This window comes from Petrotoga sp. 9PWA.NaAc.5.4, from assembly GCF_002895485.1.
In the GTDB taxonomy this organism is placed as follows: Bacteria; Thermotogota; Thermotogae; order Petrotogales; family Petrotogaceae; genus AZRK01.
Window position 1 is genome coordinate 100,663 of the sequence record NZ_AZRK01000001.1, and the last position, 25,980, is coordinate 126,642.

A 25,980-nucleotide genomic window follows, 5' to 3' on the forward strand; every position below is an offset into this window, starting at 1 on the left:
TTTATGTCACCTCATATAAAATTTTGCGAATTTTTACAATCCTATCGTTTCTATTCTCATTTTCAAAAAGCGTTTTTAAAAAAGTAGATCTCTTTTCCGCTACACCTATTCCTAAAAATGAACTTCTTTCGTCATATATTTTAACAAAATCATCTTTTTCAAAATCAGAAAATTCTGTTATATTTTCTTTATATATTTGCTGACCTTTGAGCACTTTCTCGCCATTATTTACTTTTACCCACGGGAAATCAATTGCTTCATCCATTTCTATTACACTATTTTCAGAGATTTCATCTATTTCTACTGATTCTTTCAAAGTAAACTTTCCGCTTTTTATCCTACATAAATCGGTAGTCACAGCACCACATCCAAGACTGTATCCAATATCCATTATTAAAGATCTAATATAAGTTCCTGCACTAACTTCTACTATAAAACCAAATTCATCATCGTTCTGATAAAAATCAGTAATTTGATATATATTTACTTTTTTTGGAGGAAGCGTAATTATTTTACCTGCACGAGCATATTCATATAACCTTTTACCTTGATATTTTTTGGCACTATAAGCAGGTGGTACTTGTAAATAATCTCCAACAAAGGAATAAACTAACTTTTTTAATTTTTTAAGATGTTGCTGTGTAACTTCATGTTCTTCTTTTATCTCATCTTCTATATCAAAAGTCTGTGTTATAATACCAAGTTTTGCTTTAACTGAATAAACTTTTCTTTCATTCTTTAAAAATTCAAGTAACCTTGTTGCCTTGTTTATTCCTACTATTAAAACTCCTGTCGCAAAGGGATCTAAAGTTCCAGCGTGTCCTACCTTTTTTATATTAAATTTCTTTCTAACAATATTAACTACATCATGCGAAGTTATACTTTTAGGCTTGTTAATAATTAAAAAACCATTTTTCATTTTTCTTCCTCATTTTTACCTTTACTTTTATTTTTTTCGATTTCTTCAATAATTTTGTTTATCTTTATACTTGCTTGAATTCCTTCATCTTTATGAAACCTAACTTCAGGTGCTTTAAACATCTTAACATTTTTAGCAATCAATGTTCTAAACATACCCTTGGCTTTATTTAGTAAATCTACTACTTGATCGATATCATCATCCAAAGTTGACACATAAACATCTAAGTAAGATTTATCTTTTGATAACTTTAAAATATTAATATTTATCATTTTGTCTTTTAATCGTGGATCTTTTAGTTCGGAAAAACCTTGAGTTATTATTTTTTTCATTTCTGACTCAAGCATTTCTCTTCTATATTGAGCCATATATTTTTACACCTCCAAATCTTGCAATACTTTTTTCATATTTATAAATTCGGGATATTTTTCTATATTATTTTTAAATTCTTCAAAATAGCTCAAATATTTATTATAATTTAAACCCAAAAAGTTCCAAACCTCAGGTTGTATCATAGGTATATTATAATTTCCAGAATATCCATAGTACACCATATTAACAGTGACATTAGCAGCATTTACTATATATAAATGTTTTTTAAAATTTTCTTTCTTAGAATCTAAAGGATTATCGTGATAAGTAACTGTTTCTATAACAAGATCAGACATATTCCAATTCTCAAAAAGCATCTTTCCCATTTGTTGATGAGAATAAGTCGATAACAAATTCTCAGCTTCACAAAAAGAAATTTTTTCATGTTCGGCAACTTTTATAATCATATCAAATATTTCTGGCATTATATGAGCCATAACAATCTTACCAAGATCATGTAATATGCCACACATAAATACTTCTTCTTTATCAAAGAAATTTAAATACTTAGCTAATAATTCAGAAGCAACACCTGTTGCCACAAGATGTATCCAAAAATTATAAGGATTAAAATTTGAAATTTTCTCATTAAAATAATTTTCTACCGTAAAAATACTTAAAGCTAAGTTTCTAACAGTTTTAAAACCTAATAAGTTCACAGCTTGACTCAACTTAGTGACTTTGTTAGGTAAAGCATAATAAGCTGAATTGGCTAATTTCAAAATTTTAGCCGTTAAAGTAGGTGATTGTAAAACAGCTTCTTGTAATTCCACAATATCTGCTTGTGGATCAGACGCGATGGATATAATTCTTTGTACTATAAAATCAGGTGTTGGTAATTCTTTAATTTTTTTTGATATTTCAACAAGATTTGTTTCTTCCATATTTTTAATTTTATTCCTTTCACAAAAAATTCTTTTAAATTAGATCTTTTAAAAGAAAAGAAGCAATAGAAAAATACACAACCATGCTTATGATATCCATTAAAGTTGAAATAAATGGACCTGAAATTAATGCCGGATCTAAACGCATTTTTTTAGCTAAAAACGGTAAAATCGCGCCCAAAATATTTGAAATGATTACTACTATCAATATCGATAAAGCTAAACTTGACATTATCAAAAATTCTTGAGTATTTAATAAAGATCTTAAAAACATAATTACTCCCAAAATTATTCCCAAAACCAAACCAGAAGTAATTTCTTTGAAAATTACTTTTTTAAAATCTTTTTCTTCTATATCTCCAACGGCCATTGATCTAATTATTATTGCAGACATTTGACTACCTGTGTTTCCTCCAATAGCATTAATAGTAGGCATAAACGCAGCTAAAATCGTAATCTTTTGTAAAACTTCTGAAAAACCTTCTATTACAAAAACAGCAACACTTTCAAAAAGTAGCAAAGCAGCTAACCAAATAACCCTGTTCTTTACTAATTCCCACAATGAAGTGTGAAAATAAGATGTTTCTGTAACACCTATTGCAGCCATCCTTTGTATATCTTCTGTAGCAGAATCCTCAAGAACATCGACCATATCATCAATTGTTATCATACCAACAAGCCTTTTTTCACTATCTGTTACTGGAATTGCTAACAAATTGTAATCTTGCATAATTCTTGCTACTTTTTCTTGGTCGTCATAGACTGTTACATATATAGGATCTTCATTCATAATATCTTTGACAAGTTGATCTTCTTGTGCAAATATAAGATCTTTTAGTTCTAAAACTCCTTTTAATTTTCTTTTAGCATCAATAACAAATAATGTATATATCGATTCCTTTTCTTTTCCTTGACTCCTTATTTTCTCTAAAGCTTCTTTAACAAGAAGGCTTTCTTTCAAATCCAAAAAATCAGGATTCATTATTCTTCCAGCAGAATCTTCAGGATAATTCAATAATATTAAAGTATTTTTTCTTTCTTCTTCAGAAAGATAAGACAATAATCTTTTAACAACATTAGCAGGAAGTTCTTCTAAAAGACTTGCCCTGTCGTCTGCATCCATACTTTCAATTATATCTCTTAAGGTTTCTTCTTTAAACAATGACAAAAGTTCCATTTGATCATCTTTCTCCAACTCAGAAAAAACTTCTGCCGCAGTATCCTTTGGTAAAAATCTAAAAACTATTATTTTTTCATCGGGTGGTAATTCTTCGATCATCTTAACAACAGTTACTGGCTCTTGTTCAATCAAAACTTCTTTTAAAACTTTGAATTGCTTTTCGGCTATCAATTTTTTTATATCAACAACAACTTCTACCTTCACATTTTAACCTCCTTTCATTTTTATGGTGGCAAATCAGAATAGTTTTTACTTTTACTACCCATATACTTATAACCTCCCTTGAATTTTCTATATACTCTCTCTTTAGAAATTCCAAAGCATAGATTCTATAAATGTTTTGACGTTTAATTTTTTCAAAAATACTTTTTCAATTCTAATTCTCACACAATATAAATTTTCTTTAACTCATTCGTTACGTGTAGATAAGGAAAAAGAAGAAGGTTCCAACCTGGACCCCCACTTTAAATCTAAAAACCTGTTTTTAGAAAATTCTCATTTCTACAGTCCTTAATTTTCTATAAAAAGCCTCTTCATTTTCAAAAACTCGTTTAGAGCACCTCTAAATGTCTTCAGTACTACTCTTTTTCGTTACGTGTAACAAAAAAGGAAAGGCTTTTATCTGAACCCTACATAAATTCCAAGCATAATTTTCAAAGTGCCTGATTTTTATACTCCTTCAACTTCTTTTGGTTCTCTCACAAAAGCAAACAAAACAGCTCCAACAATAAACAGAATTAATAAACTTGCAACTCCCCAGCGAGAACTTTTACCAATTTGTGTAAAAACACCAACTAAAAATGGTCCCAAAATTGCAGAAAATTTCCCAAATATGTTATAAAAACCGAAGAACTCGGCTGATTTCTCCTTAGGTATCATCCTTCCAAACAAAGATCTACTTAAAGCTTGTATTCCTCCTTGAGAAGATGCCACCAGCATGGCTAAAATCCAAAATTGAACTATATTTTCTAAAAAGAATGCAAAAATAGTTATAAATATATATACAAAAATAGCAAAAAATATAAGAGATTTTGTTGAAAATTTTTGAGCTAATTTACCATATATTAAAGCAAATGGGAAAGCGACTATTTGTATAACTAGAAATACAACCAGTAAACTGTTAGCGTTTAATCCTACATCTAATCCATAAGAAGAAGACATTCTAATAATAGTGTCTACCCCATCTATATAAAAAAAGTAAGCCAGCAAAAATAAAAATACATTTTTATTCGATCTTATGTTTTTCAATGTGTTAAATATTCTACTAAAAGAATCTTTTATTGGAAATTTAGTTTTCTCTATATAGTAGACTTGTTCAACATTTTTTAAAATAGGAATTGAAAAAATCAACCACCATACTGCGGTAATTATAAATGCTAATTTTGTTGCAGCAATAGTTGAGCTAAGGCCTATAATCGACGGATTTAAAATAAATATTAAACCTATAAGAAAAGGTATGGTGCTTCCTATATATCCCCACGCAAATCCACTTGATGATACCCAATTCATCCTATCTTTAGTGGTGACATCTGTTAAAAATGCATCATAAAAAACGTTCGCTCCCGAAAAACCTATACTCGATAAAACATAAAGCAGTAAGCAAAAAAACCATTGATCTTCTTGTACAAAAGAAAGGGCTGCAGTAAAAATTACTCCCATAAAAATAAAAAAGGTTAAAAATTTCTTTTTGTAATTTTTATAATCTGCAAATGCGCCCAGGATGGGAGCAAGAATCGCTACTATTAATGTTGCTATCGTTGAAGCATACCCCCAATAAGCTGTTGACATATAATCCTGCATATTAGCAGCGGCAAAATCTTTAAAAAAAATTGGCAACAATGCTGTGGTAATAGCTACAGAATAAGCTGAATTTGCCCAATCATACAAAATCCAACTTCTTTCTTGCTTAGTCATAATTTCACCTTATTCTTTTTTATCACAATGGTGCTCTTCAGAATATTCACCATTCTGATCAAATAACAAATCCATTGGATTATTCATTATCTCCTGCATACCTGATAAAATATCTCCCATCATCTGTAAATATTCATCAACGTCTTGTTTTGAATAATTATTCCTCAAATAACTCTCTAAATCTTGAAAATTAGAATCTGGATGCTCTCTTAAAAACTCTTCTGCTCCTTTAATTACTTCTTCCATATTCACACCTCCCTCAAAATAATAATATTACTCACTTTAAAAATTCTAAACTTCACATTTTATAAATATTTCAGCGTTTAACTTTTTACAAAATACCTCTCCACTTCTAATCCTTATTAATTCCTAATTTCTTTACCTTTTTCGGTACTTGTACCCAAGGAAGGGGGAGAGGGCTCCGCCCTGGACCCATTTTAAATTCAAATGCTTATTTTCTGAAAATTATCATTTCTAAAGTACCTAAATAATAATATATTCACTTTAGAAATTATGAAATTCCGATTTTATAAATGTTTTGAATCTTAGTTTTTTCAAAAATACCTCCTCAACTCTGATCCTTATAGAATTATGAATTTCTTTAACTTTTTCGCTACGTGTAGCTAAGGAGAGAAGAAGGGCTCCGCCATGAACCCTTTATAAATTCAAAAACTTATTTTTAGAAATTCTTATTTCTAAAGTCTCTAAATAATAATACTGATCTGAAATTTATATGAAAAGTAATAGATTAACTATTTATTTTTAAAACTTCTAATAATTAGTATATATTTATCGAACGAATTAATTATAACAAAACACTGTAAAATTTTTTTAAAAAATTAGCAAATAGTATTTCGCGTAAAATAAAATAGTGGGTATGATTCTACCCACTATATATTATTATAACCATTATAAAAAATTTTTAATAATGAAAAATCCGTTTTTAATTCACAACATGCAAGGTTATAAACTCTAAAACTATATTTGCATTCTCATGATTTCCTTGTAAGCTTCAACAATTCTATTAGTAACTTCACTTGTTAATTTCAAAGACAAAGAAGCTTTTTCAGCAGCTATTATTACTTGGTGAATATCTGTTATTTTACCTGCAGCATAATCAGCCGCAACACTATCAGCATTTTTTTGAAGCGCATTTACCTCTTCAATTGCTTCTTTCAATATATTAGCAAAATCCAAATTATTTTTGTCTGTATTTGTTTTTTCAGGTTTTATTGTATTGGGATTAATACCTTTAATACCATTTAAACCGTCAATTCCATCTGCCATGCCTTTTCACCTCCATCTATCTTCCAATACCAAGTGCTGCATTATACATACTTTTTGCAGAACTCACAACCGCAGAATTCATCTCATAAGCTCTTTGAGCTGATATCATGTCAACCATCTCACGTAAAACATTGACATTTGGATATTCTACATAGCCTTCCTCGTTTGAATCGGGATGTGTGGGATCATAAACCTGCCTAAAAGGAGACAAATCATCTTGTATAGATATTATTTTTACTCCTGCAAAGTCACTTTTACCACCCAAATTTTTATTTAATGCTTCTTGAAACATTACTACTTTCCTTCTGTACGGACCTCCATCCTCTGTCCTTGTGGTATCTGAATTTGCTAAATTTTGAGAAATAACGTTCAGCCTAAATCTTTCTGCAGTCATACCACTTGCTGCAATATCAAATACTTTAAATAAACCGTCCACTATCTTCCACCTCTTATTGCAGTATCATATCTTTGAATCGCATAAGTCATAAGTCTTGTCATAGCATTATATTTTAAACCATTTTCTAACATATAAGTAAACTCTTTATCAATATCTACGTTATTTCCATCGTCCCTTAAAAACTTTGAATCATCAACTTTAACAGAAGCTTGAATTTTTTCTGCTAATAAGGTATTATTAATATGTGCTGGATTATTAACTCTCAAAGATAAAGTCGCTTCTTTGTCTAAAGCCTTTTGTAACTCATCCTCAAATTCAACATATTTTCTTTTGTATCCTGGTGTATTATAATTTGATATATTTTGTGAAATAACTGTTTGTCTTAAAGATAAGGCATCCATGGTTTTAGGTATTAAATTAAAGTTTATATCATCGAACATATTAAAGCCCCCTAATTTAATTGTTTTCTATTATATATTTCTTCTAACAATAATGATTTTCCTAAAATTAATATAAAAATACGCTTTGAATTTAAATGAATTTTGGATGTATTTATAAAAAATAACTTTCTTTAGTATATAAAAATGGAGGAAAAATAAATGAAAAAAATCTTTTTAGTAGGCTACTATGGATACGGAAATTATGGAGATGATCTTTTATTAAAAAGCTTTTTAAAAATATTTGAAGAAATAAAATTCGACGGTATTATATTTATACCCGTAGAAAACCTTCCCGACCTTCCTACAAACTATACATTCAATATACAGAAAGTTTCACGTTTTAGTCTACCAGAAATACGAAAAACAATAAAAAACTCTGATTTAATAGTTTTTGGAGGAGGAAACCTTTTTCAATCGGAAACTTCTTTGAGAAGTTTCATGTATTATTATTATATAGCAAATTTTGCAAAAAAACAAAACAAAAAAATCTTGTTACTATCCCAAGGATTTGGATCTTTCAAACAAAGTTACGAACTAAAAAAATTGAAAAGCTTACTTAGCTATTCTAAGTTATACGGTGTGTTAAGAGATAAATCCTCTTATAAATACGCAAAAAAAATCAATAAAAATATTAAATTAGGTGTGGATATTGGATCTTATTGTTTCCCTAAAATTGAAATCAAAAAAGTCAATAAAATTTCTGTATGCTTGAAGGAAAACCATGATTTAGAACTCTTAACTGATTTTCTCTCAACTTTTAGCAATTATTCTCTTTCTACTTTGGTCATAAATGCTAACCAAGATGCCTTAAGAAACTATGAACTTGTAGAAAAAGTTAGAAAAAAAACAAAGATAAAAGCAGATTTTCCATTCAAAAGTTCAGAAAAAATAGTAGAAGAAATTTCTCAGTCAAAAATCGTTATATCAGATAGATTACACAGTTCATTAACAGGAATTTATTTCGAATCTAAAACTATAACTTATAATAACATAAAAAACAAAAGAGTTATAAAGAATATAAAAGATGATTATCAATTCTTTTACAAAAACACTTACGAAATACCTTCTTCTTACTATGATATAGAATATCTTAACTATGATTTTAAAAACCTTTCTAATATTTATAGAGAAAAAATATTACAAACTGTTCACGAAATTAAAAATCTTATTCAAAACGTCTTATAACTTGAAGTTTCTCTGAGTCTGTACAAAGAACTAAAATTATATTATCGTCTGGAGTTTCCACATCTATTGGATAGATACCTGTTTCTAAAGTTTGATAAATACTTTTTTCGTTAATCACATAAAGTTTATTTTCTATATGAGATATAGCATACAAATACTCTCCGTTAGGGGAAACAGCTATATCACTAATAGGAACATCTTCTAAAATAATTTCTGTTTTTCCTGAAGAGATGTTATAAAAATAGACACCTCCCATTAAAGAATTACCAACTATATTTTCTTTATACAATTCTAAATTTGTAGTATATTTTCCAAATTGAGCGACTTTCGGCTGATTTCTAAACTCATTTTTATAAAGATTTCCGTCATAATAAGAAACTATATATGTTACTCCCTGAAAACCTACTATATCAATTGGATTGTTTATTTTATTATAATTAACAATATAGGTGTTATTATGAGGAAGTAAAAATAAAAGATCCGTCAAAAAAATACCGTTTTTGTAATTACTGAACATAGGTATAAAAACCTGTGTCCCAATATTTCTTATAATAGGACTATTAACAGGTAATTCAATAGATCTTTTTATGTACATATTTTTATCAATAAGAAAAAATTTGTCAGGATCTGTTGCAACAACGTAAATTTCATCATTTATTAATTTAATATTCACTGGTTTTGCATCCAAAATCAACTTGGAGACAATTTTATTATTTTTTATTTTTAATATTTCTTTTCTATAGTTATCGATGACATAAAAAAATTCTCCGTCATATGTTCCTCCCATAGGTATAATAGCCTCAAAAAACTCTGACTTTTCCAATGTAAAAATATCTATAAAATGTACTGTTCCTTCGTAATCTGCAACTATTGCATAATTTCTAACAGTATCTATATGAAAAGCACGTTTACCTATATCTAAATTAGCAATTTCAACAAATACATCTTCTGCTACCAACATCATTAAGAAGCATCCAATAAAAGAAAATGTAACAAAGACTTTTTTTTGAATTTTTAATCTCTCCCTCAACTAATTTTTATAGGCTTTTGAAAACTATCTTTTTAATATCTTAAAAGTAAAAGCATACTTTAAGTCGATAATTTCACTTTAGAGAAGCCTGCATAAACTTATTATAACAAATTAAAAATAAATTCAAAAATTTTTATAAATTAAATTTGTTTAAATTAGACAACTTAAATACTTAAAAAGTAATTATTTTGATGCAAAAATACAAAAATTATAGATAAATGAAGTTATTTTGACTTAATTTAATTTAAAAGTTTTTAAACACCTCTAATTAATAATTGCAGTACTAATGAAAAAATGATATAATAACTAATAATAAGATGAGATGAATAAAGTAGTTTCTTGATTTAAACATTTACTTTTTATTTTTATTCTTAATAATGAATGGAGGAGAAACATGAAGAAAACAATTATTCTCATAGTTGTTGTAACTTTTTCATTATCTATATTCAGCTTAGATTTAGAGAAGGTAAAAGAAGTATACACTTCTTTCATCAACTCTTATGAAGAAAGAAATTTCGAAAATCAAGAATTCGAAGCATTTTTCATAGAACTTAATAATTTAGGATTATACAGGTTTTATAGAACTCAAATGATTGGTAGTGCCGAATATATAGATAGACCCACCAATATTCAAACCTATCTTTCTCAAATATTTAATAATATTCAAGATGAATTTGAAACAATAGAAGAAAAATTAGCGTTGGCAGGTTTCTTAGCTTACATTCAATCCGATCTTTCTGGGCAATCAATGACAACTGAAATGATAAGATCTCTTCCGGCCTATTTCACGACAATACAAAACTATACTCGGTCATTAGAAAACGAAGCATTAACCTACTTTGGAAACGTTATTATATATTCACTGGGAATTGTTGATGATGCTCCTTATACTGATATTCAACGTTTCGACTCTAATTTACAAATATCAGACACAAAATTTTATATATATAACGGTGAACCTAACGAAGAGTTTAATAAAATCATCGAAGAAAACAAAGAAAGTTTAGAAGAAGGAATTATGTCTCTCATTCAATCTAATATATCAGGAAGACAATTACAATTTGCTATTGATAATCTTTCTTATAGATTCGTTCGACCGCTTCTTCAACAAACACAAAATCAAACTCAACAATTAATACAAATATTTATAAACGAAGGAAAACATAATACAAATCTTTCTTTTTTACGATATATTGCATACGGAGTACTTTTATTATTAGCTTTTTCACTTTTTAGAAAGTTTACATGGCTTATTGGTTTAGGCATATTTTTAGCTGAATATTTTTACATTATAACTTTTTACAACCCTATTAAAGATACTATTTCTTCTTTTATATACGGAAGTTTCGTTATTGTATTTATATTTATATTTTTAGCAGTGATTTTCTTTAAAAGCTTTAGCAAAAAGGTGAGCTTTTTAGAAAAAGTCGTTAATTTAAGTTTAGTTGTTTTAACCTTTTTAATGCTATTTATCCCTTCATATTACTCTTTTGATCTTTTGATGAAAGAAAATCCGGAATTTCATTTATCATCGTTTCAAAACCAACTTTTAAATGATATTCTCCTTTATCCGCACTCACCTTTGAATAGATCTCTGGAAAATTTAACCTCTTTATTAGGTAGCGAATATTCTTCTGCTGAAACCTTTTACAAAATTTCTCTCGGCAATTTCCTTAATAATTCTTTAAGAAACGAGATTTTGTTGCAAGCGCAAGTGAATGTTCAAGGCACTAACATACAAACTAATAGAAATGGTTTAAAAATCAATAAGCAAGGAATTTATACTTTTATTCCGAATAATTTCGCTAAAGAAATATCCAATTTCGTAAAATCTTCAGAACAAAGATTAAAAAGAATCCAAAATGAACTTGATAATATAAAAAACGATATTTCAAATGTTATTAAATTTTCTGACCATGAATTCGAATATCTGGTAAAAACTAATTCAGAATCAATTTTGAAAAAAACTGATCTTATTGACCCTTTATTACCTCAAATAAACACATTTTACAATGTTGATAAAGTAAACAAAATAAATTTAAATCCTTATAACACATCTTTTGGAACCAAAATAATGGTTTTATTCTTTTTATCTTTTGCTTTTTTTGTTGTATTTAAAGAAAAAGTTATAAAATACATTTCTCTGTTAGCAATGTATGTCACAAGTTTGTTGAGTTTTATTAAGCTTCCCTTTATTGAAGTAATCAGCCAGAGTGGATTCCCAACAGTATTTACTTATAACTATTCTATAAATCTTTTTTATGGTTTATGTATGTTGGTAATAACTACCCTTCTATTATTAAAATTAAAATTATTTTCTAATTCTAATAAATAATTCAATTTACTGCCTTGAGTTAAAAAAAATTCACGCGTAGATAACCAAATTGGTTATCCCCAATTGGAAAGGTATTTTGTAAAAAAATCAACTCTAAAACACATATATAATAAGGATTTTGGAATCTCTAAAGTGAATAAAAATTCCACAAAAGGAGGTAGGAAAGTATGAAGAAACTTTTGTTATTAGCTTTAATAAGTTTAATGGTTGTAAGTAGTTTTGCTTTAAAAGTAACCATGGTAACAGATGTCGGTGGTCTTGGAGATAAATCCTTTAATGACGGTGCTTGGGCTGGTGTAACAATGGCAGTAGAAAAACTCGCCAATGTTCAAGGAGAACTAATAATTTCAAAAGAGCAAACAGATTACGTTCCAAACCTAACAAATGCCGCAAAATCAAGTGATGTTGTAATAGGTGTCGGATTTATGATGGCAGACGCTTTGTTCAACGTAGCTGCTCAATTTCCGAACGTTTTCTTTATTGGTATAGATATCGAACCATCACCTGGTCAAGTTGTTCCCAACAACTTAGCATTATATACATTTAAAGAACATGAAGCTGGATTTTTAGGTGGTTATGTTGCAGCAGCTATGACAAAAACTGGAAAAATCGGATTTGTTGGTGGATTAGAAATCCCGCCCGTTAAAAGATACGAAATCGGTTATAGAGCTGGTGTTAGGGCTTATAATCAACTTCATGGTACCAATGTTCAAGTAATAATTGGCTATGCAGGTGGGTTTGAAGATCCCGCAAAAGGTAAACAATTAACACTGTCTCAATACGATAATGGAGCAGATATTGTATTCGCTTGTGCCGGAGCAACTGGAAATGGAGTAATTGATGCTGCAAAAGAAAGAGGCATGTCATTTTATGGATTACCTGCGAATGCACCTCTTGAAAAAGTGATAGATGCATATTTTACAAAAGGAAGAGGATATTTCGCAATTGGTGTAGATGTTGACCAAGATTATATGGCCCCTGGTTACGTTTTACTGAGTATCACAAAGAAAATTGATGTTGCAACTTTTGAAGGAATAAATTCAGCTATGTCAGCAAGATTCTTCCAAGCGGGACACAACAATTTGGGTATAGCAGATGATGGTGTGGGAATATCTCCTATGAAATATACTAAAGGTTTAGTTCCTAACAACGTAATTGCGGAGTTAGCTTATTTGGAAAAATTAGCAAAAGAAGGCTCTATAAATATTCCATCGAGCGAGACGGAGCTTGGAGTCTTTGATGCAAGCAACATAAAATTCCCGTTCTAAAAATCCCATTTAACTAAAAGAGGCGGGATAAACCCGCCTCTTTATGAATTTATTTCTATTCTATTTTCTAAGTATAAAAATTGTCTATTTATATTTTATTATTTAGTTTATTGTGTTTATGTGATTTATTCAATAAACAATTATAAAGGCGATAAGACCGAATATCTGTTCACAATATTTATTCAATAGGTACTTTAGAAATGAAGATTTTCTAAAAATAAGCGTTGGAATTTAAAATGGATCCGAGGCGAAGCTTTCCCCACTTCCTGACTAAAAGTACCGAAAAGAGTAAAGAAATTCAGATTTAGTAAGGATTAAAGTTATGGATGTATTTTTAAGTAAATTTAAAACTAAAATATTAATAAAACCTAAGTTTTAAAATTTCTAAAGTGAGTATTAATTCAAAGAAAGGAGGAAAGCATAGTGCCAGATGAAAGTAAAATTATTTCTGAAAATTTAACAGAATACGCTGTATATATGAAAGAAATTACCAAAATATTCCCAAAAGTTATCGCTAATGATAAGGTTAACTTTAAAGTTAAAAAAGGAGAAATACATGCTTTGATAGGCGAAAACGGCGCGGGAAAAACTACGCTGATGAATCAATTATATGGTTTGTATCAGCCAACAAGCGGAGAAATTTATATATTTGGTAAAAAAGCAGAAATCAAAGGGCCTTCAGACGCTATAAAAGTTGGTATAGGTATGGTCCATCAACATTTCATGTTAGTAGAAAATATGACGGTCGCAGAAAATGTTGTTTTAGGAACAGAACCAAAGAAATTTATCCTTTTTGATATAAAAAAGGCAAAAAAAGAAGTAAAGGAATTATCCGAAAAATATGGATTAAAGGTAGATGTAGATTCAAAAATTGAAGATATCCCGGTAGGAATGCAACAAAGGGTAGAAATTATAAAGACTCTTTACAGAGGAGCAGATATATTAATTCTGGATGAACCTACTGCAGTTTTAACTCCTCAGGAAACACAAGAATTGTTTGAAATTTTAAAAGCCTTGAAAAATGATGGTAAAACTATAATTTTTATAAGTCATAAGCTAAAAGAAGTGCTCGAAATTAGTGATTATATAACCGTTATGAGGCTCGGAAAAGTTACTGGTAATGTCAAAACCTCTGAAACTAACGAAAAAGAATTAGCGAAAATGATGGTAGGAAGAGAAGTAGTATTAAGTGTAGAGCGTCCTGAAAAAGAAAGCGGGAAAGTTTTAGTAGAAGTAGAAAATATATGGGTTAAAGATAATAGAAAGCTTGACGCAGTAAAAGGATTATCTTTTACTGTAAAAGAAGGAGAAATTCTCGGAGTCGCAGGTGTAGCAGGAAATGGTCAAACTGAACTTGCAGAAGCTTTAACTGGGCTAAGAAAAATAGAAAAAGGAAAATATTTATTTATGGACATAGATGCAACAAATTTATCTGTACAAGAATTAAGAGAATTAGGTGTGGGTCACATCCCTGAAGATAGGCAAAAAATGGGATTAATTTCTCCTTTTCCTAATTATTTTAATCTTATATTAGGGCTACACTATAAATATCCTTTTGCTGAAAGAGGATTTCTTAAATACGACGAAATAAGGAAATTTTCTAAATCTCTTGTTAAAAAATTTGATGTAAGGCCTCCTGAAATTGATATAGCAAGTGGAAACCTCTCGGGAGGAAATCAACAAAAAATCATCATCGCACGAGAAATTGGGGCTTCTCCGAAATTCATAGTTGTATCTCAGCCCACAAGAGGTTTAGATGTAGGTGCAATTGAGTATGTACACAAAGAACTTATAAATTTGAGACAAAATGGAGTTGGCATTTTGTTGATTTCAATGGAATTAGAGGAGATTTTGTCTTTATCTGATAGAATAATTGTAATGTATGAAGGCAAATCTATGGGAGAGTTTAAAAATGGTGATTTAACAATTGAAGATATTGGACTCATGATGGCCGGCAAATCTTTAGAAGAAGTTATACTTTTAGAAGAAGCAAAAGAATTGAAAAATGTATAATCCATAAAGATGGGAGGTTTATTTTATGGCTTCTAATTCATCTATTTTAAAAAGTCGTTGGATATCATTTTTGGTACCGCTTTTAGCTATATTACTATCTTTAGTAATAGCTGCTATTATAATTTTATCTATTGGTCAAAATCCTATAAAAGCTTATAGCGCTATGATAGAAGGAGCTTTTGGAAGTCGGCTATCTTGGGCAGATAACATTACTAAGATGACAAGTCTTTTGCTTGCAGGGTTAGCAGTAGGATTCGGTTTTAGAGCTGGTGTTTTTAACATAGGAGCAGAAGGACAAATGGCAATGGGAGGCATTATGGCAGTTACAGTCGGATTGGGTTTGGGGAATGTTCCTCCTGCAATTGCAATACCTATCACTATCCTTGCAGGTATGGCTGGTGGAGCTTTTTGGGCTTCAATCGCAGGTTGGTTAAAAGCAAAAACAGGGGCTCATGAAGTTATAACTACTATTATGCTTAATTGGATAGCATATCATATAACAAATTACTTGGTTTCTGGGCCTTTCGCTGTTGGAGCTGGTGTTCCAAAGTCCCCAGAAATAGCTAAAAGTGCACAACTCCCCCCACTATTGACAGTTCAAGCTTCAAGTATTCCTTCTGGAATAATAATAGCGATTGCAGCAGCAATAGTTATCTACATTATTTTAGAAAAAACTACCACTGGTTACGAGGTTAAAGCTGTCGGTTTCAACCCTTATGCTGCCGAATATGGAGGTATTTCCATAAGCAAAAATATTGTATTAACAATGGCAATTTCTGGCGCTTTAGCAGGTTTAGCAGGAGCTTTAGAAGTAATGTGTGTACACCATAGAATTTTCGGCGCTTTTACAAGCGATAGAGGATTTGATGGTATAACCATAGCTTTGATTGGACAAAATAATCCTATTGGCATTATTTTTTCAGCATTTCTTATTTCATCTTTAAGAGCAGGTTCCAATGCTATGCAAACCATAGGAGTTCCTGATGACATTATTGTTGTTATACAGGGTATTATAATATTTTTTGTTGCTGCTGATAGAATTATAAAAACATGGATAATAAAAATTTCTAATATAGGAAAGAAGAAAACTATAGAAAATATTGAAGGTGGTGAAGAAGCATGACTTGGCTTGAAGCTATATTTTCCGCATTTGCTTCTCCTTTATTTTATAAATTAACGATACTTTCAGCTCTACCTTTAGTATTTTCTGCAATTGGTGGTGTTTTTAGTGAAATAACAGGAGTTACAAATATTGCTTTAGAAGGTATTATGAAATTAGGCGCGTTTACAGCTGTTGCGTTTACTTTTTTAACAGGAAATCCTTGGGTTGGATTATTTTTAGGAATGCTCAGCGGTTTAATTTTAGCTTTCTTGCATGCCTATGTTTCTATTGAATGGTCTGCAAATCAAATTGTATCTGCCACAGCTCTTATATTAATAGCTCAAGGGGTTGTAGGATTTTTGATGAAGCCGGTCTTTGGTCAAGAAGGGCAATCCGATTTTGTCACAAAGATTCCTACCGTTAAAATAGATGCAATAAAAAATATCCCTTTTTTGGGAGAAATTTTTGGGGAAATTAGTGCTTTTTTTTATATTGCTATAGTTGTTATTATAGGTTCATGGTTTTTGATATATAAAACTCCACTGGGTTTAAGAATGCGATCAGTCGGAGAAAATCCTCGAGCAGCAGATACACTGGGAATTAACGTTAAGGGAATAAGATACTTTGGAGTTTTGATGAGTGGAGTTTTAGCTTCCTTAGGTGGTATGTACTTAGCATTAGGAGATATAGGTCAATTTCAAGAACAAATGCCTGCAGGGAAAGGATTCATCGCTTTAGCTGCTATGATTCTGGGAAATTGGAATCCTATTGGAGCAATGTGGGCTTCAATACTATTTGGAGCTGCTGAAGCTATGAACATTCAACTCCAAACTCTTATGGATCTTCCATCTGAAATAAAAGCTTTGCTAAATCTATTACCTTTTGTTTTAACTATCATAGTTGTTGGTGGATTTGTAGGAAAAACAAGGGCTCCTGCAGCAGATGGTGTACCATATGAAAAAGAATAAGAAGTATAATTTTTGAAGGTGTATAAAGATGCAAGAACTTATAGAAAAAGATTATTTAAAAAAATATAAAAGATTGATAGGTATAGACGAGTCTGGTAGAGGTCCTTTAGCAGGGCCTGTGTTCGTAGGTGCTGTTTTGGTAGAATCCGAAAGTGAAATGTTACTTTTATCAAAAATTGGTAAAGATTCAAAATCTTTAACCCCTAAAGAAAGAGAAAAAAGATATTTTCAAATTATTCGTAACTTTAAACATTTTAGTAACTATGCAAGTTCTAAAAATATAGATGAGGTTAATATCTTTAAGGCAACTGAAAATACTATGATAAAGCTAATTAGTCGAATTATTTTTGATAATAATAACAATGATAATGATGAAGTCTTTACAATCATTGATGGTAACTATTTCAAAATTCCTTATCCATATAAATGTATAGTAAAAGGCGATCAAATATCTAGTTTAATAGGTGCTGCATCTATTATTGCAAAATATGAAAGAGATTTATATATGCAAAAATTGCACGAGATATATCCTTATTATGATTTTGCCAATAACAAAGGATATCCTACTAAAAAACACGTAGAAAATATAAAAAGATATGGTATAATTAAAGAGCATAGGGTCACTTTCGACCCTATTAAAACTTTTATAAGACAAGGAATAATCAAAGATTAAGTCAATCAAGTCAAACAAAATGTTCTTTTTTAGTACCTTTAAATAAATTATTTTATAGGAACTTTAGAAATGATAATATTGAGAAAATAAGTTTTTGAATTTAAAATGGGTTTAGGTCGGAGCCATTGCTCCTACTTTTCGGTACAGGTACCAAAAAGTTAAAAAATTTAATAGCCAATAAGGATTATAGTTATGGAGGTATTTTATAAAAATTAAACGCTAAAATATTTATAAAATATGAATTTTAGAAACGATAATCTTCAGAAAATAAGCATTTGAATTTAAAATGGGTTAAGGGCACAGCCTTCTCCCCATTCATTGGCTACAAGTACCGAAAAAGATAAAAAAATTAGTAATTAATAAGGATTAGAAGCAGGGAGGTATTTTTGAATGAATTTAATACCAAAATATTGACAAAACCTAAGTTTTAAAATTTCTAAAGTGAGTGATTATTTTATATCAGGAGGTTTTTTACATGTCACGAAAAATTATGATTTTGTTGATTTTAATAATAAGTTTTTCGACTGTTTTTTTCAGTGAAATTATATATAATAATTTAGACTATAATGTAGTTGCTTTAGTAAACGGGGAAAAAGTAAATGTTGAAGTTTTGAATTCAAGATCTCAGATAATTTATATATTGTCAGATCTAAGCCGTGCTTATCCTGATTTCTATACTGTTTTAACTAATACAGATGCAGGTATAGATTTATTAAACACATATTTACTTGATCAAGCAATAAAGCTTACGAATCAGATACTTTTTATACAATTTGTGGAACAAAAAGGTATAGATCTAAAAAGAGAGGAAACTATGAATAGTATTAATAGAACTTTTGCAAATGTATTTAAAGAAGCAGGCATTGCAGATGAAGAAATTGAAGATTATTTATTAGCATTAGGGTATACATCAAAAGCCAACTATTTGGAAGATACTTTCTATTTAGTTTTGTATGACAGTGCGGTAGCTGAACTATATTTTAAGGTAATGGATCAAATTTCTGTAACCGAGGAAGAAATATTACAAGAATATCAAAGTAATCAGTCAAAATACATGTCTCCTCCTTCTGCAGAATTAAAGATAATCCGATTTTCAAATTCTAATGAAGCATCTTTTACATACAATCGAATAATAGAAGGATATTATACTTTTGATGAGGTATTTAACCAAAATCTATCTTCTACTTCTGTTACTTTGAACCTTGAAGATAGTTCGGATCCTTTGGTTCAAACTATAAAAAATAATCCCCCGGGATTCATATTTGGACCTGTCTTATACGATAAAGAAGATAATTCTTATGCTTTAGTAAAAATTGAAAGAAAATATCCTTCAAGACAGTTAAGCCTTGAAGAAGTTCGAGAGTTAATTATCTATAATTTAAAAGATAACAAAGCTAAAGAATATTTTGATAAGACTTTACCGGAAGAATTTAAAACATTTCAAGATTCTTCTACTATAATAATAAATGCTTTACTCTTTGGATTATAAGTTATAAGAATATTTTAGAGACTTTAGAATAAGGATTTTTAAAATAATATTTTAAATTTATAACGGGGTTCAGGGTACAACCCTGTCCCTCTCTCGGTAAAAGTACCTAAGGAGTTAAAAAAATAGATAATTGGTGAGCATTAGAACTGTAGCAATGTTTTTGAAAAAACTAAACGTCAAATATTTATAGAATTTGAGCTTTGTAGTTTTTAAAGTTAATATGAAAATTGTTCTTAAAGGAGGTTTATAATGAGTCAATCTAATATTAATAAAGATGAAGTAATTAACGCTTTGAAGGAAGTCTATGATTTAGAAATAGGATTTGATATTGTTTCTTTAGGATTAGTATATAATGTTGAGGTAGATTCTAATAATAATGTTCATATTTTAATGACTTTAACAACTCCGATGTGTCCCTTGGGAGGTTTGATAATTGACACAGCTAAAGAAAAAGTTAAGCAGATTAAAGATGTCAATGAAGTAGAAATAGAGGTTACTTTCGATCCACCATGGGATCCAAATATAGCAAGTGAAGAGGTCAAAAATTTATTGGGATTGTGATGTGGAAAATGAAATTAGGAGAATTGATAATAAAAATAAAGGGGGATAAGAATTTGTCTCCCTTTTCTGTTTTAAAAATTTTATCAAAATTAGAGGATAGAGATTTAACATTTTATCTATCAAAAAAGGATATTAACAATATTATTGTAGAAGAAGATGTTGCAAAAAAAGTAAAAAAATATTTTTTAGAAGATTATCCTTTAGAATATTTAACAAACAAAGCCGTTTTTTTAGGGAACGAATTTTATGTTAACGAAGATGTACTTATTCCGAGAATAGAAACAGAGGACCTTGTTTTATTAACTTTAAATCTAATAAATGAATACAACATAAAAACGGTCGCCGACATTGGAACAGGTTCTGGAGCAATAGCAATTTCGATTAAAAAATCTCTTCCTGAAGTTAATGTATGGGCAACTGATATTTCTTCACAAGCATTGAAAGTAGCAAAATTAAATGCTTCCAAATTAGATGTTTCCATAGAATTTGCATTAGGAAGCTATTTAGATTCTATTTTGGATAATATTGACAAAATAGAGTTAATAATTTCAAATCCACCTTACGTAGAAACAAATTTTATTGAAAAAACATCGTTTTTAAAATACGAACCGCGTATTGCATTAGATGGGGGTCAAGATGGACAAAATTTTTTTAGAGAACTACTAAGATATTCAGATATTTTAAAAGATAAGGTCATGATCTTTGAAACAACTGAATTCAATATAGAAAAAACCGCCTTTATACTTTCAAAAATTGGGAAAACATATAAATTACCAGATTCTTTTGGAAAAGAAAGGTTTATCCTTGTTTTTCCTCCGCATTAAACAAATTTAAAACAAGCATTACTTCTCCTATACCGATTTTTAATTCTTTACCTATTTCTTGAGGTGATAATCCTTTTTTATGTAACTCTACTATTCTATCTTTTTTGGGATAATTAGTTGTATTATCCTTTACCAAATTGAATCCCAAATTAGGAGAGTTTGTTTTATTTTCCTCTTTAATTAAATCTTTATTTGCTACAATTTCTCTTATAATTTTTTCATCTTCTAAAGCTACCTTTTCCATATGGTTGTTAATGTTTAAAGAAGTTCTTTTGTTTACTAATTCTATTAACTCTTTACTTGCAAGTCCTAATTCTCTTGAAAGCTCATAAACTCTTTTCTGTGTTAACTTATTTTCCTCAATTTTGTCATTATAATCAGATTCTATTTTATCGTTACTTTCTTTTTTTAAAGCTTCTGGTTTCTTATTATAAATCTGATCATTAACTTTTTGCATTTTTATTTCATTTAATTTATTTTCAAGATCTGAAAGAAGGGAAAATGTTTTAGCATATGCATCATCCAAGTCTTTCAATAATTGGTCAACTAATTCCATTTTGTTATCTAAAGCTCTCAATCTTGTTGAAGTAATTTTTTGAAAACGAGCCAAAAAGATATTTCCTTCTTCGGTAATATCTTTTTGTTTTTCGTTTTGATTTTCTTGGACAAAATTTATAAACTTAAATAAAAAAAAGATGTTTATTAAAGAAATTACTATTGAAACCAAAACTAACAGATACAATAATACCATCGTATCCTCCTTAGAAATCCCAAAATACTTATTATTTTAGCGTTGATTCTTTTACAAAATACCTCCTTACTTCTAATCCTTATTAATTCCTAATTTCTTTACCTTTTTCGGTACTTGCAGCCAAGGAATCGGGAAAAGGCTGTGTCCTGAACCCATTTTAAATTCAAAAACTTATTTTCTAAAGATTATCATTTCTAAAGTCCCTATCTAATACTTATTAACTATGAGTTTCTTTAACTTCTTCACTATGTGTAGCGAAAAAAAGAAATAGGGTTCCACAATAACCTCACTTTAACTTCAAAAACTTATCTTTTAGAAAATCTTTGTTTTAAAGCTAATATTTCTCCAATTGGCGATTTAATCTGTTAATTTTTGTAAAATTGTATAGTTGGATAATTTAAAGAACCAGTATGAGAATATCCAATAACGTTTTGTTCAATGTATGTTGGATTTGGATTTACACTCACAACTTCCCAACTATTTGGATAATGAATAGTAACATTGACACGCTCATTTTCTGCACTTAAAAGCTGATTTGGTAGAGAAAATTCAATAACTCCATCTTCTTTTTCCACAACGAACCCTTTTAACGTAACAGTTTCATCAACAGTAATGTTAGGAAAATTTGAATTTATAGTAGAGACATAAGATATCACAACAAAATCTCTTGGAATTTGCTCTTTCAGCTTATTCAAAGTATCTTGGAAAAGCCGCGCTTTTTCTTCATCAGGAGTATTGAATCCAGCTAATAATGTATTAAAATCATTTTCTTTTTCTGTCCTAATATTAACCTTTGTAGAAAAATCTACCGTTAGATCTTCATGAATATCAAATATCACTTCTCTGGAAAGAACTTGAAAGTTTGGACTAAGATTTCTATACATAAAAAATTGAAATATACCTAACCCTATAAAAAAAATCAAAGTAATGATTATAAAATTAAAATTATTACTTCTCTTTTGTTTATCATTTTGAGCCATTAAAATTCCTCCCATTTTTTTCAAAAATGCACCAAAATCATATTATTTTTTTATTTTTTAAATACTCTAAAACTTTGTTAACAGATTCTTCAACAGACTCTTTTTCTGTATTCAATACCAATTCCGGATTTTCTGGTTCTTCATACGGAGCAGAAACACCTGTAAACTCTTTTATTTCACCTCTTAACGCCTTTTCGTACATACCTTTTGTATCACGTTGCTTCAACACATCGATGGAACATTTAACATATATTTCTACAAATTCGTCTTCTTTTACAAGGGAACGAACTCTTTGTCTATCTTTCTTATATGGAGATATAAAAGCAGTTATCGCAATAATTCCAAGATCTGCGAACAGTTTTGCAACTTCACCGATTCTTCTTATATTTTCTTCTCTGTCTTGTGGTGAAAAACCGAGATCTCCATTTAAACCGTGCCTAATATTGTCTCCATCTAAAACATATGCAAGATGCCCCATATTCAATAATCTATATTCCAACTCATGCGCAATCGTAGATTTTCCCGACCCTGATAAACCTGTTAACCATAAAATTACTCCTTTTTGTCTTAAAAATCTCTCTCTATCTTCTTTTTTTATCTTACCTTCATGCCAAACAACGTTTTCACTTTTTTTCCTTTCCACTTGTTTACCTCCACTATAAATATTTTATACCCACTTTAGAAATTTTAAAACTTACATTTTGTCATTATTTTAGTTTTAAATTTTTTCAAAAATACCTCCATAGATCTAATCTTTACTAATTCTTAATTCTTTTAACTTTTTCGGTACTTGTAGCAAAGAAAGGGAGCTGGACTCCGCCCTGAACCCATTTTAAATTCAAAAACTTATTTTCTGAAAATTTTCATTTCTAAAATAATAAAATAAAATTAAATCCCCTTTGATAGAAAATCTGTTGCTTTGAAAAACTATTGTAAAAATAATCAAAGTATATTATACCAAAAATTACTGACATTTATTAATTTAAAAATTTTTACAAACGTTAAGTATCAAAAAATCACAAAATATATATTTTCAAAATTTTTATTAAAAAATAAAATTAGTTTACTTGTAACCTTATATAAAAATTCGCTCTATATAATATTTTGTTGAAAAAATCGATAATATCAAAAATCTGGAGGCTTACAAATATGGATAATAGTCAAATATGGTTTTTAGGTGTCTTTTCGAGTCTTATAGCTGGCTTGGCAACTACAATAGGTGCAATTCCTGTCTTATTTTTAAAAAAACAAATGACAGAAAAACAAATGGACATTCTATTAGGATTTGCTGCGGGTGTAATGCTTGCAGCTACTATGTTTTCACTCATTGTTCCAGCAATAGATACAGGCGGTGTATTTATAACCATTATCGGTATTTTAGTAGGGGCTATTGTCATTGATTTAATAGATTACTTTTCCCCTCATGAACACTTCCTCAAAGGAAAAGAAGGCCCAGAACTTATACAATTGAAAAGAATTTGGCTTTTTGTTATTGCCATCGCACTTCATAACTTTCCAGAAGGAATGGCTGTAGGCGTTAGTTTTGGAGGAGGCATGATAGCAAATGGAATCACTGTGGCAATAGCAATCGGCTTACAAAACATTCCAGAAGGAACCGCAACGGCATTTTCTCTAATTAAAGCTAATTACAACGCCAAGCAAAGCTTCTTTTGGACTTTTCTAACAGGTTTGGTAGAACCACTTGGTGGACTATTAGGTGCTTCTTTAGTTGTTTTAATGAAACCGGCTCTGCCTTTTTTCTTATCCTTCGCAGCTGGCGCTATGCTTTATGTAATAAGTGATGAAATAATACCAGAAACACATTCTCATTCAAATGAAAGAGCTGCAACCTTTTCATTAATTGGTGGATTTCTTATAATGCTTATTCTTGATGTCATGCTGGGATAATTTCAAAAATCCCAAATGTTTTATCAAATTAAACATAAAATATATTGTTCTTACCTTCTTTTTTAGCTTTGTACAAATTTTCATCTGCTTTTAAAAAAAGTGAATATATTTCATTGCTATTTCCAAAACTTATCCCTACAGACAACGTACAACCTGTTTTTTCAAAAAAAACGTTCTTTAAACGACCTAATACTTTTATTGCATTTTCTTTTGAAATATTCGATAGGATTATTATAAATTCATCTCCACCATAACGAAAAATTTTATCGCTTTTTCTAAAGTTATTAATCATAATTTGTGAAAGTTCTTTTAATATCTTGTCTCCATTTTCATGACCAAACCTATCGTTTATCTCTTTGAAATTATCTATATCAATAAATGCAAAAGCTATTTTCATGTTTTTTAAATATGTCAAAGATGATATATATTTTTCATAACTCCTTCTGTTTCCGACTTTTGTGAGGGTATCCAGTTCAGCTTCTTCCTTTAAAATATTCATAAATACTTTATTCTGCCAAATTAACGCACTTTGTTTGGCAAAATAATCTAAGATCTCTAATTGTACATCTGTTATTGGCTTGGCATTGTATCTATTATCGCACAGATAGAAAGCAAGGTTTCCTTCACTTATATTCATCGGAGAAAAAGCTATCTCTCCCCTTAAATCAAAAGAGTCTACTATATATTGATCTAAGTTGACTTGTTGGTAGCTTAATCGTTTTATTAAAACTGATAGCCGATTTTAAAAGTTTATTTTTCATAAATTTTTCTTTGATTATTTTGATATCCTTGATTTTCTCCTCTAAGTTCGAAAAGAACATTTTCCCAATTTTGTAATTATTTAAATAAGGAATTATATTGCTTTCTAAAGTTTCAAAAGACTCATAAATTCGGTGCGCTTCTACTTCATCAGCCGGGCCAATCGCCCTTTGTACCTTAAAAAATTCTTCATCTTCTCTAAACAATATAACTCTGTTAAAATTACCAGCAAATCCTCCTGTTATGCCAACCATTACTGCATATATCATTTCATCTATAGATGTTTTTGGTTTATATACTTTTTCTAAGATTATCTTAGAAGTTCTAAATACACTATCCATATAGGCAGAATCTAAAAGAATGTTTGTTAATACAAGACCTATTAAAGAATCTGCTTTTTTTAAAATTTTGTAAATGAAAAAAGACTCTTCTTTTAGTAATGTGTCGTAATCAACATATACTCCTTTTATTTTTTTAGGGAATCTGATTTCAATACTCTGATCCGCAATCTCTTCAACTTCCTTAATATCTTTAATTTCAAATATTTCGAAAGAATTACAAATTTTTATAAATTTATACAACGTTTCCGGAACTAACTCTGGTTTTCTATGTATTGATATGTTAACTTCAAAATTAAATATAAAGTCTTTTGTAAAATTTTCAATCAAAAGAGTCACGCCAGGATTAATATATGACCTTTTAATATTTCTTTCGTATTTTTTAGGAATTGAAATCATATTA

General features: G+C 29.4%; 26 protein-coding genes. 11 read left to right on the forward strand and 15 right to left on the reverse strand.

Going from position 1 to position 25,980, the window contains the following annotated elements:
- Window position 1: 1 nt before the first annotated feature.
- From truB to flgB, 9 genes are all read right to left on the reverse strand, one after another.
- Entirely contained in the window at window positions 2–919 is a 918-nt protein-coding gene (truB, locus tag X924_RS00455; RefSeq protein WP_121956976.1) for a tRNA pseudouridine(55) synthase TruB, read from the reverse strand.
- Window positions 916–1,287, reverse strand: coding sequence for a 30S ribosome-binding factor RbfA (rbfA, locus tag X924_RS00460; protein ID WP_121956977.1), 372 nt, complete (start codon window positions 1,285–1,287; stop codon window positions 916–918). The genes truB and rbfA overlap by 4 nt, the downstream gene beginning before the upstream one ends.
- Window positions 1,288–1,293: 6 nt before the next feature.
- Complete coding sequence (locus X924_RS00465) at window positions 1,294–2,175, reverse strand: HDOD domain-containing protein (protein ID WP_121956978.1); 882 nt, start codon at window positions 2,173–2,175, stop codon at window positions 1,294–1,296.
- Between the two features lie 34 nt (window positions 2,176–2,209).
- A complete protein-coding gene (gene mgtE / locus X924_RS00470; protein ID WP_121956979.1) occupies window positions 2,210–3,559 on the reverse strand; it encodes a magnesium transporter in 1,350 nt (449 codons plus the stop codon).
- A gap of 465 nt (window positions 3,560–4,024) precedes the next feature.
- Window positions 4,025–5,269, reverse strand: coding sequence for an MFS transporter (locus tag X924_RS00475; protein ID WP_121956980.1), 1,245 nt, complete (start codon window positions 5,267–5,269; stop codon window positions 4,025–4,027).
- A gap of 9 nt (window positions 5,270–5,278) precedes the next feature.
- Complete coding sequence (locus tag X924_RS00480; RefSeq protein WP_121956981.1) at window positions 5,279–5,515, reverse strand: hypothetical protein; 237 nt, start codon at window positions 5,513–5,515, stop codon at window positions 5,279–5,281.
- 732 nt (window positions 5,516–6,247) lie between these two features.
- Entirely contained in the window at window positions 6,248–6,556 is a 309-nt protein-coding gene (gene fliE, locus X924_RS00485) for a flagellar hook-basal body complex protein FliE (RefSeq protein WP_121956982.1), read from the reverse strand.
- A 16-nt stretch (window positions 6,557–6,572) separates the two neighbouring features.
- The gene (flgC, locus tag X924_RS00490; protein WP_255397987.1) at window positions 6,573–6,992 is read right to left on the reverse strand and encodes a flagellar basal body rod protein FlgC; all 420 of its coding nucleotides are present in this window, start codon (window positions 6,990–6,992) and stop codon (window positions 6,573–6,575) included.
- Window positions 6,992–7,393 (reverse strand): flagellar basal body rod protein FlgB, encoded by a 402-nt coding sequence (flgB, locus tag X924_RS00495; protein WP_121956984.1) that lies wholly within the window; start codon window positions 7,391–7,393, stop codon window positions 6,992–6,994. The genes flgC and flgB overlap by 1 nt, the downstream gene beginning before the upstream one ends.
- Before the next feature lie 159 nt (window positions 7,394–7,552).
- Here flgB and X924_RS00500 point away from each other — a divergent pair, with 159 nt between their 5' ends.
- Window positions 7,553–8,578 (forward strand): polysaccharide pyruvyl transferase family protein, encoded by a 1,026-nt coding sequence (locus tag X924_RS00500; protein ID WP_121956985.1) that lies wholly within the window; start codon window positions 7,553–7,555, stop codon window positions 8,576–8,578.
- Here X924_RS00500 and X924_RS00505 read toward each other — a convergent pair.
- Window positions 8,559–9,542 carry a YncE family protein gene (locus X924_RS00505; protein ID WP_121956986.1) on the reverse strand — a complete coding sequence of 328 codons (984 nt, stop codon included), beginning with the start codon at window positions 9,540–9,542 and terminating at the stop codon, window positions 8,559–8,561. The two genes, X924_RS00500 and X924_RS00505, sit on opposite strands and share 20 nt — an antisense overlap.
- Window positions 9,543–10,002: 460 nt before the next feature.
- On the opposite strand from X924_RS00505, the gene X924_RS00510 reads away from it, so the two are divergent.
- The 9 genes from X924_RS00510 to X924_RS00550 all read left to right on the forward strand — a co-directional run bounded on the left by X924_RS00510 (window position 10,003) and on the right by X924_RS00550 (window position 20,841).
- Window positions 10,003–11,943 carry a hypothetical protein gene (locus X924_RS00510; protein ID WP_121956987.1) on the forward strand — a complete coding sequence of 647 codons (1,941 nt, stop codon included), beginning with the start codon at window positions 10,003–10,005 and terminating at the stop codon, window positions 11,941–11,943.
- A gap of 167 nt (window positions 11,944–12,110) precedes the next feature.
- Window positions 12,111–13,211 (forward strand): BMP family protein, encoded by a 1,101-nt coding sequence (locus X924_RS00515; RefSeq protein WP_121956988.1) that lies wholly within the window; start codon window positions 12,111–12,113, stop codon window positions 13,209–13,211.
- 477 nt (window positions 13,212–13,688) lie between these two features.
- Window positions 13,689–15,224 (forward strand): ABC transporter ATP-binding protein, encoded by a 1,536-nt coding sequence (locus X924_RS00520; RefSeq protein WP_121957164.1) that lies wholly within the window; start codon window positions 13,689–13,691, stop codon window positions 15,222–15,224.
- Window positions 15,225–15,249: 25 nt separating this feature from the next.
- Window positions 15,250–16,347 (forward strand): ABC transporter permease, encoded by a 1,098-nt coding sequence (locus tag X924_RS00525; protein WP_121956989.1) that lies wholly within the window; start codon window positions 15,250–15,252, stop codon window positions 16,345–16,347.
- Window positions 16,344–17,294 (forward strand): ABC transporter permease, encoded by a 951-nt coding sequence (locus X924_RS00530; protein ID WP_121956990.1) that lies wholly within the window; start codon window positions 16,344–16,346, stop codon window positions 17,292–17,294. Before X924_RS00525 ends, X924_RS00530 begins: the two co-directional genes overlap by 4 nt.
- Before the next feature lie 28 nt (window positions 17,295–17,322).
- Entirely contained in the window at window positions 17,323–17,967 is a 645-nt protein-coding gene (locus X924_RS00535) for a ribonuclease HII (protein WP_121956991.1), read from the forward strand.
- A gap of 475 nt (window positions 17,968–18,442) precedes the next feature.
- Window positions 18,443–19,456: a peptidyl-prolyl cis-trans isomerase gene (locus X924_RS00540; protein ID WP_121956992.1), complete on the forward strand. Its 1,014-nt coding sequence runs from the start codon at window positions 18,443–18,445 to the stop codon at window positions 19,454–19,456.
- Window positions 19,457–19,705: 249 nt separating this feature from the next.
- A complete protein-coding gene (locus X924_RS00545) occupies window positions 19,706–20,017 on the forward strand; it encodes a metal-sulfur cluster assembly factor (RefSeq protein WP_121956993.1) in 312 nt (103 codons plus the stop codon).
- Window positions 20,018–20,070: 53 nt separating this feature from the next.
- A complete protein-coding gene (locus tag X924_RS00550; RefSeq protein ID WP_158245262.1) occupies window positions 20,071–20,841 on the forward strand; it encodes a HemK/PrmC family methyltransferase in 771 nt (256 codons plus the stop codon).
- Here the strand turns inward: X924_RS00550 and X924_RS00555 are convergent.
- The 3 genes from X924_RS00555 to cysC all read right to left on the reverse strand — a co-directional run bounded on the left by X924_RS00555 (window position 20,816) and on the right by cysC (window position 23,215).
- Window positions 20,816–21,592, reverse strand: coding sequence for a hypothetical protein (locus tag X924_RS00555; protein WP_121956995.1), 777 nt, complete (start codon window positions 21,590–21,592; stop codon window positions 20,816–20,818). The genes X924_RS00550 and X924_RS00555 overlap by 26 nt on opposite strands.
- 365 nt (window positions 21,593–21,957) lie before the next feature.
- Complete coding sequence (locus X924_RS00560; protein ID WP_158245263.1) at window positions 21,958–22,572, reverse strand: DUF4897 domain-containing protein; 615 nt, start codon at window positions 22,570–22,572, stop codon at window positions 21,958–21,960.
- Between the two features lie 37 nt (window positions 22,573–22,609).
- Window positions 22,610–23,215, reverse strand: a complete 606-nt coding sequence (gene cysC, locus X924_RS00565; RefSeq protein ID WP_121956997.1) for an adenylyl-sulfate kinase — start codon at window positions 23,213–23,215, stop codon at window positions 22,610–22,612.
- Window positions 23,216–23,721: 506 nt separating this feature from the next.
- Between cysC and X924_RS00570 the strand changes: the two genes are divergently transcribed.
- Window positions 23,722–24,480, forward strand: a complete 759-nt coding sequence (locus X924_RS00570; protein WP_121956998.1) for a ZIP family metal transporter — start codon at window positions 23,722–23,724, stop codon at window positions 24,478–24,480.
- A 28-nt stretch (window positions 24,481–24,508) separates the two neighbouring features.
- On the opposite strand, the gene X924_RS00575 is transcribed toward X924_RS00570, so the two are convergent.
- Both X924_RS00575 and X924_RS00580 read right to left on the reverse strand, forming a co-directional pair.
- Entirely contained in the window at window positions 24,509–25,117 is a 609-nt protein-coding gene (locus tag X924_RS00575; RefSeq protein WP_121956999.1) for a GGDEF domain-containing protein, read from the reverse strand.
- 28 nt (window positions 25,118–25,145) lie between these two features.
- On the reverse strand, window positions 25,146–25,976 hold the full coding sequence (locus X924_RS00580) for a hypothetical protein (protein WP_146255651.1): 831 nt from the start codon (window positions 25,974–25,976) through the stop codon (window positions 25,146–25,148).
- Window positions 25,977–25,980: the final 4 nt, after the last annotated feature.

Bases quoted from the DNA above. Each gene is read 5' to 3' on its own strand.
- X924_RS00580 (WP_146255651.1), bottom strand. From the start codon at position 25,976: ATGATTTCAATTCCTAAAAAATACGAAAGAAATATTAAAAGGTCATAT.
- X924_RS00560 (WP_158245263.1), bottom strand. From the start codon at position 22,572: ATGGCTCAAAATGATAAACAAAAGAGAAGTAATAATTTTAATTTTATA.
- X924_RS00520 (WP_121957164.1), top strand. From the start codon at position 13,689: ATGAAAGAAATTACCAAAATATTCCCAAAAGTTATCGCTAATGATAAG.
- X924_RS00525 (WP_121956989.1), top strand. From the start codon at position 15,250: ATGGCTTCTAATTCATCTATTTTAAAAAGTCGTTGGATATCATTTTTG.
- X924_RS00515 (WP_121956988.1), top strand. From the start codon at position 12,111: ATGAAGAAACTTTTGTTATTAGCTTTAATAAGTTTAATGGTTGTAAGT.
- fliE (WP_121956982.1), bottom strand. From the start codon at position 6,556: ATGGCAGATGGAATTGACGGTTTAAATGGTATTAAAGGTATTAATCCC.
- X924_RS00570 (WP_121956998.1), top strand. From the start codon at position 23,722: ATGGATAATAGTCAAATATGGTTTTTAGGTGTCTTTTCGAGTCTTATA.
- rbfA (WP_121956977.1), bottom strand. From the start codon at position 1,287: ATGGCTCAATATAGAAGAGAAATGCTTGAGTCAGAAATGAAAAAAATA.
- X924_RS00535 (WP_121956991.1), top strand. From the start codon at position 17,323: ATGCAAGAACTTATAGAAAAAGATTATTTAAAAAAATATAAAAGATTG.
- X924_RS00500 (WP_121956985.1), top strand. From the start codon at position 7,553: ATGAAAAAAATCTTTTTAGTAGGCTACTATGGATACGGAAATTATGGA.
- X924_RS00530 (WP_121956990.1), top strand. From the start codon at position 16,344: ATGACTTGGCTTGAAGCTATATTTTCCGCATTTGCTTCTCCTTTATTT.
- X924_RS00465 (WP_121956978.1), bottom strand. From the start codon at position 2,175: ATGGAAGAAACAAATCTTGTTGAAATATCAAAAAAAATTAAAGAATTA.
- X924_RS00510 (WP_121956987.1), top strand. From the start codon at position 10,003: ATGAAGAAAACAATTATTCTCATAGTTGTTGTAACTTTTTCATTATCT.
- X924_RS00575 (WP_121956999.1), bottom strand. From the start codon at position 25,117: ATGAATATAAGTGAAGGAAACCTTGCTTTCTATCTGTGCGATAATAGA.
- X924_RS00505 (WP_121956986.1), bottom strand. From the start codon at position 9,542: ATGATGTTGGTAGCAGAAGATGTATTTGTTGAAATTGCTAATTTAGAT.
- X924_RS00480 (WP_121956981.1), bottom strand. From the start codon at position 5,515: ATGGAAGAAGTAATTAAAGGAGCAGAAGAGTTTTTAAGAGAGCATCCA.
- X924_RS00545 (WP_121956993.1), top strand. From the start codon at position 19,706: ATGAGTCAATCTAATATTAATAAAGATGAAGTAATTAACGCTTTGAAG.
- truB (WP_121956976.1), bottom strand. From the start codon at position 919: ATGAAAAATGGTTTTTTAATTATTAACAAGCCTAAAAGTATAACTTCG.
- X924_RS00540 (WP_121956992.1), top strand. From the start codon at position 18,443: ATGTCACGAAAAATTATGATTTTGTTGATTTTAATAATAAGTTTTTCG.
- X924_RS00475 (WP_121956980.1), bottom strand. From the start codon at position 5,269: ATGACTAAGCAAGAAAGAAGTTGGATTTTGTATGATTGGGCAAATTCA.
- flgB (WP_121956984.1), bottom strand. From the start codon at position 7,393: ATGTTCGATGATATAAACTTTAATTTAATACCTAAAACCATGGATGCC.
- X924_RS00555 (WP_121956995.1), bottom strand. From the start codon at position 21,592: ATGGTATTATTGTATCTGTTAGTTTTGGTTTCAATAGTAATTTCTTTA.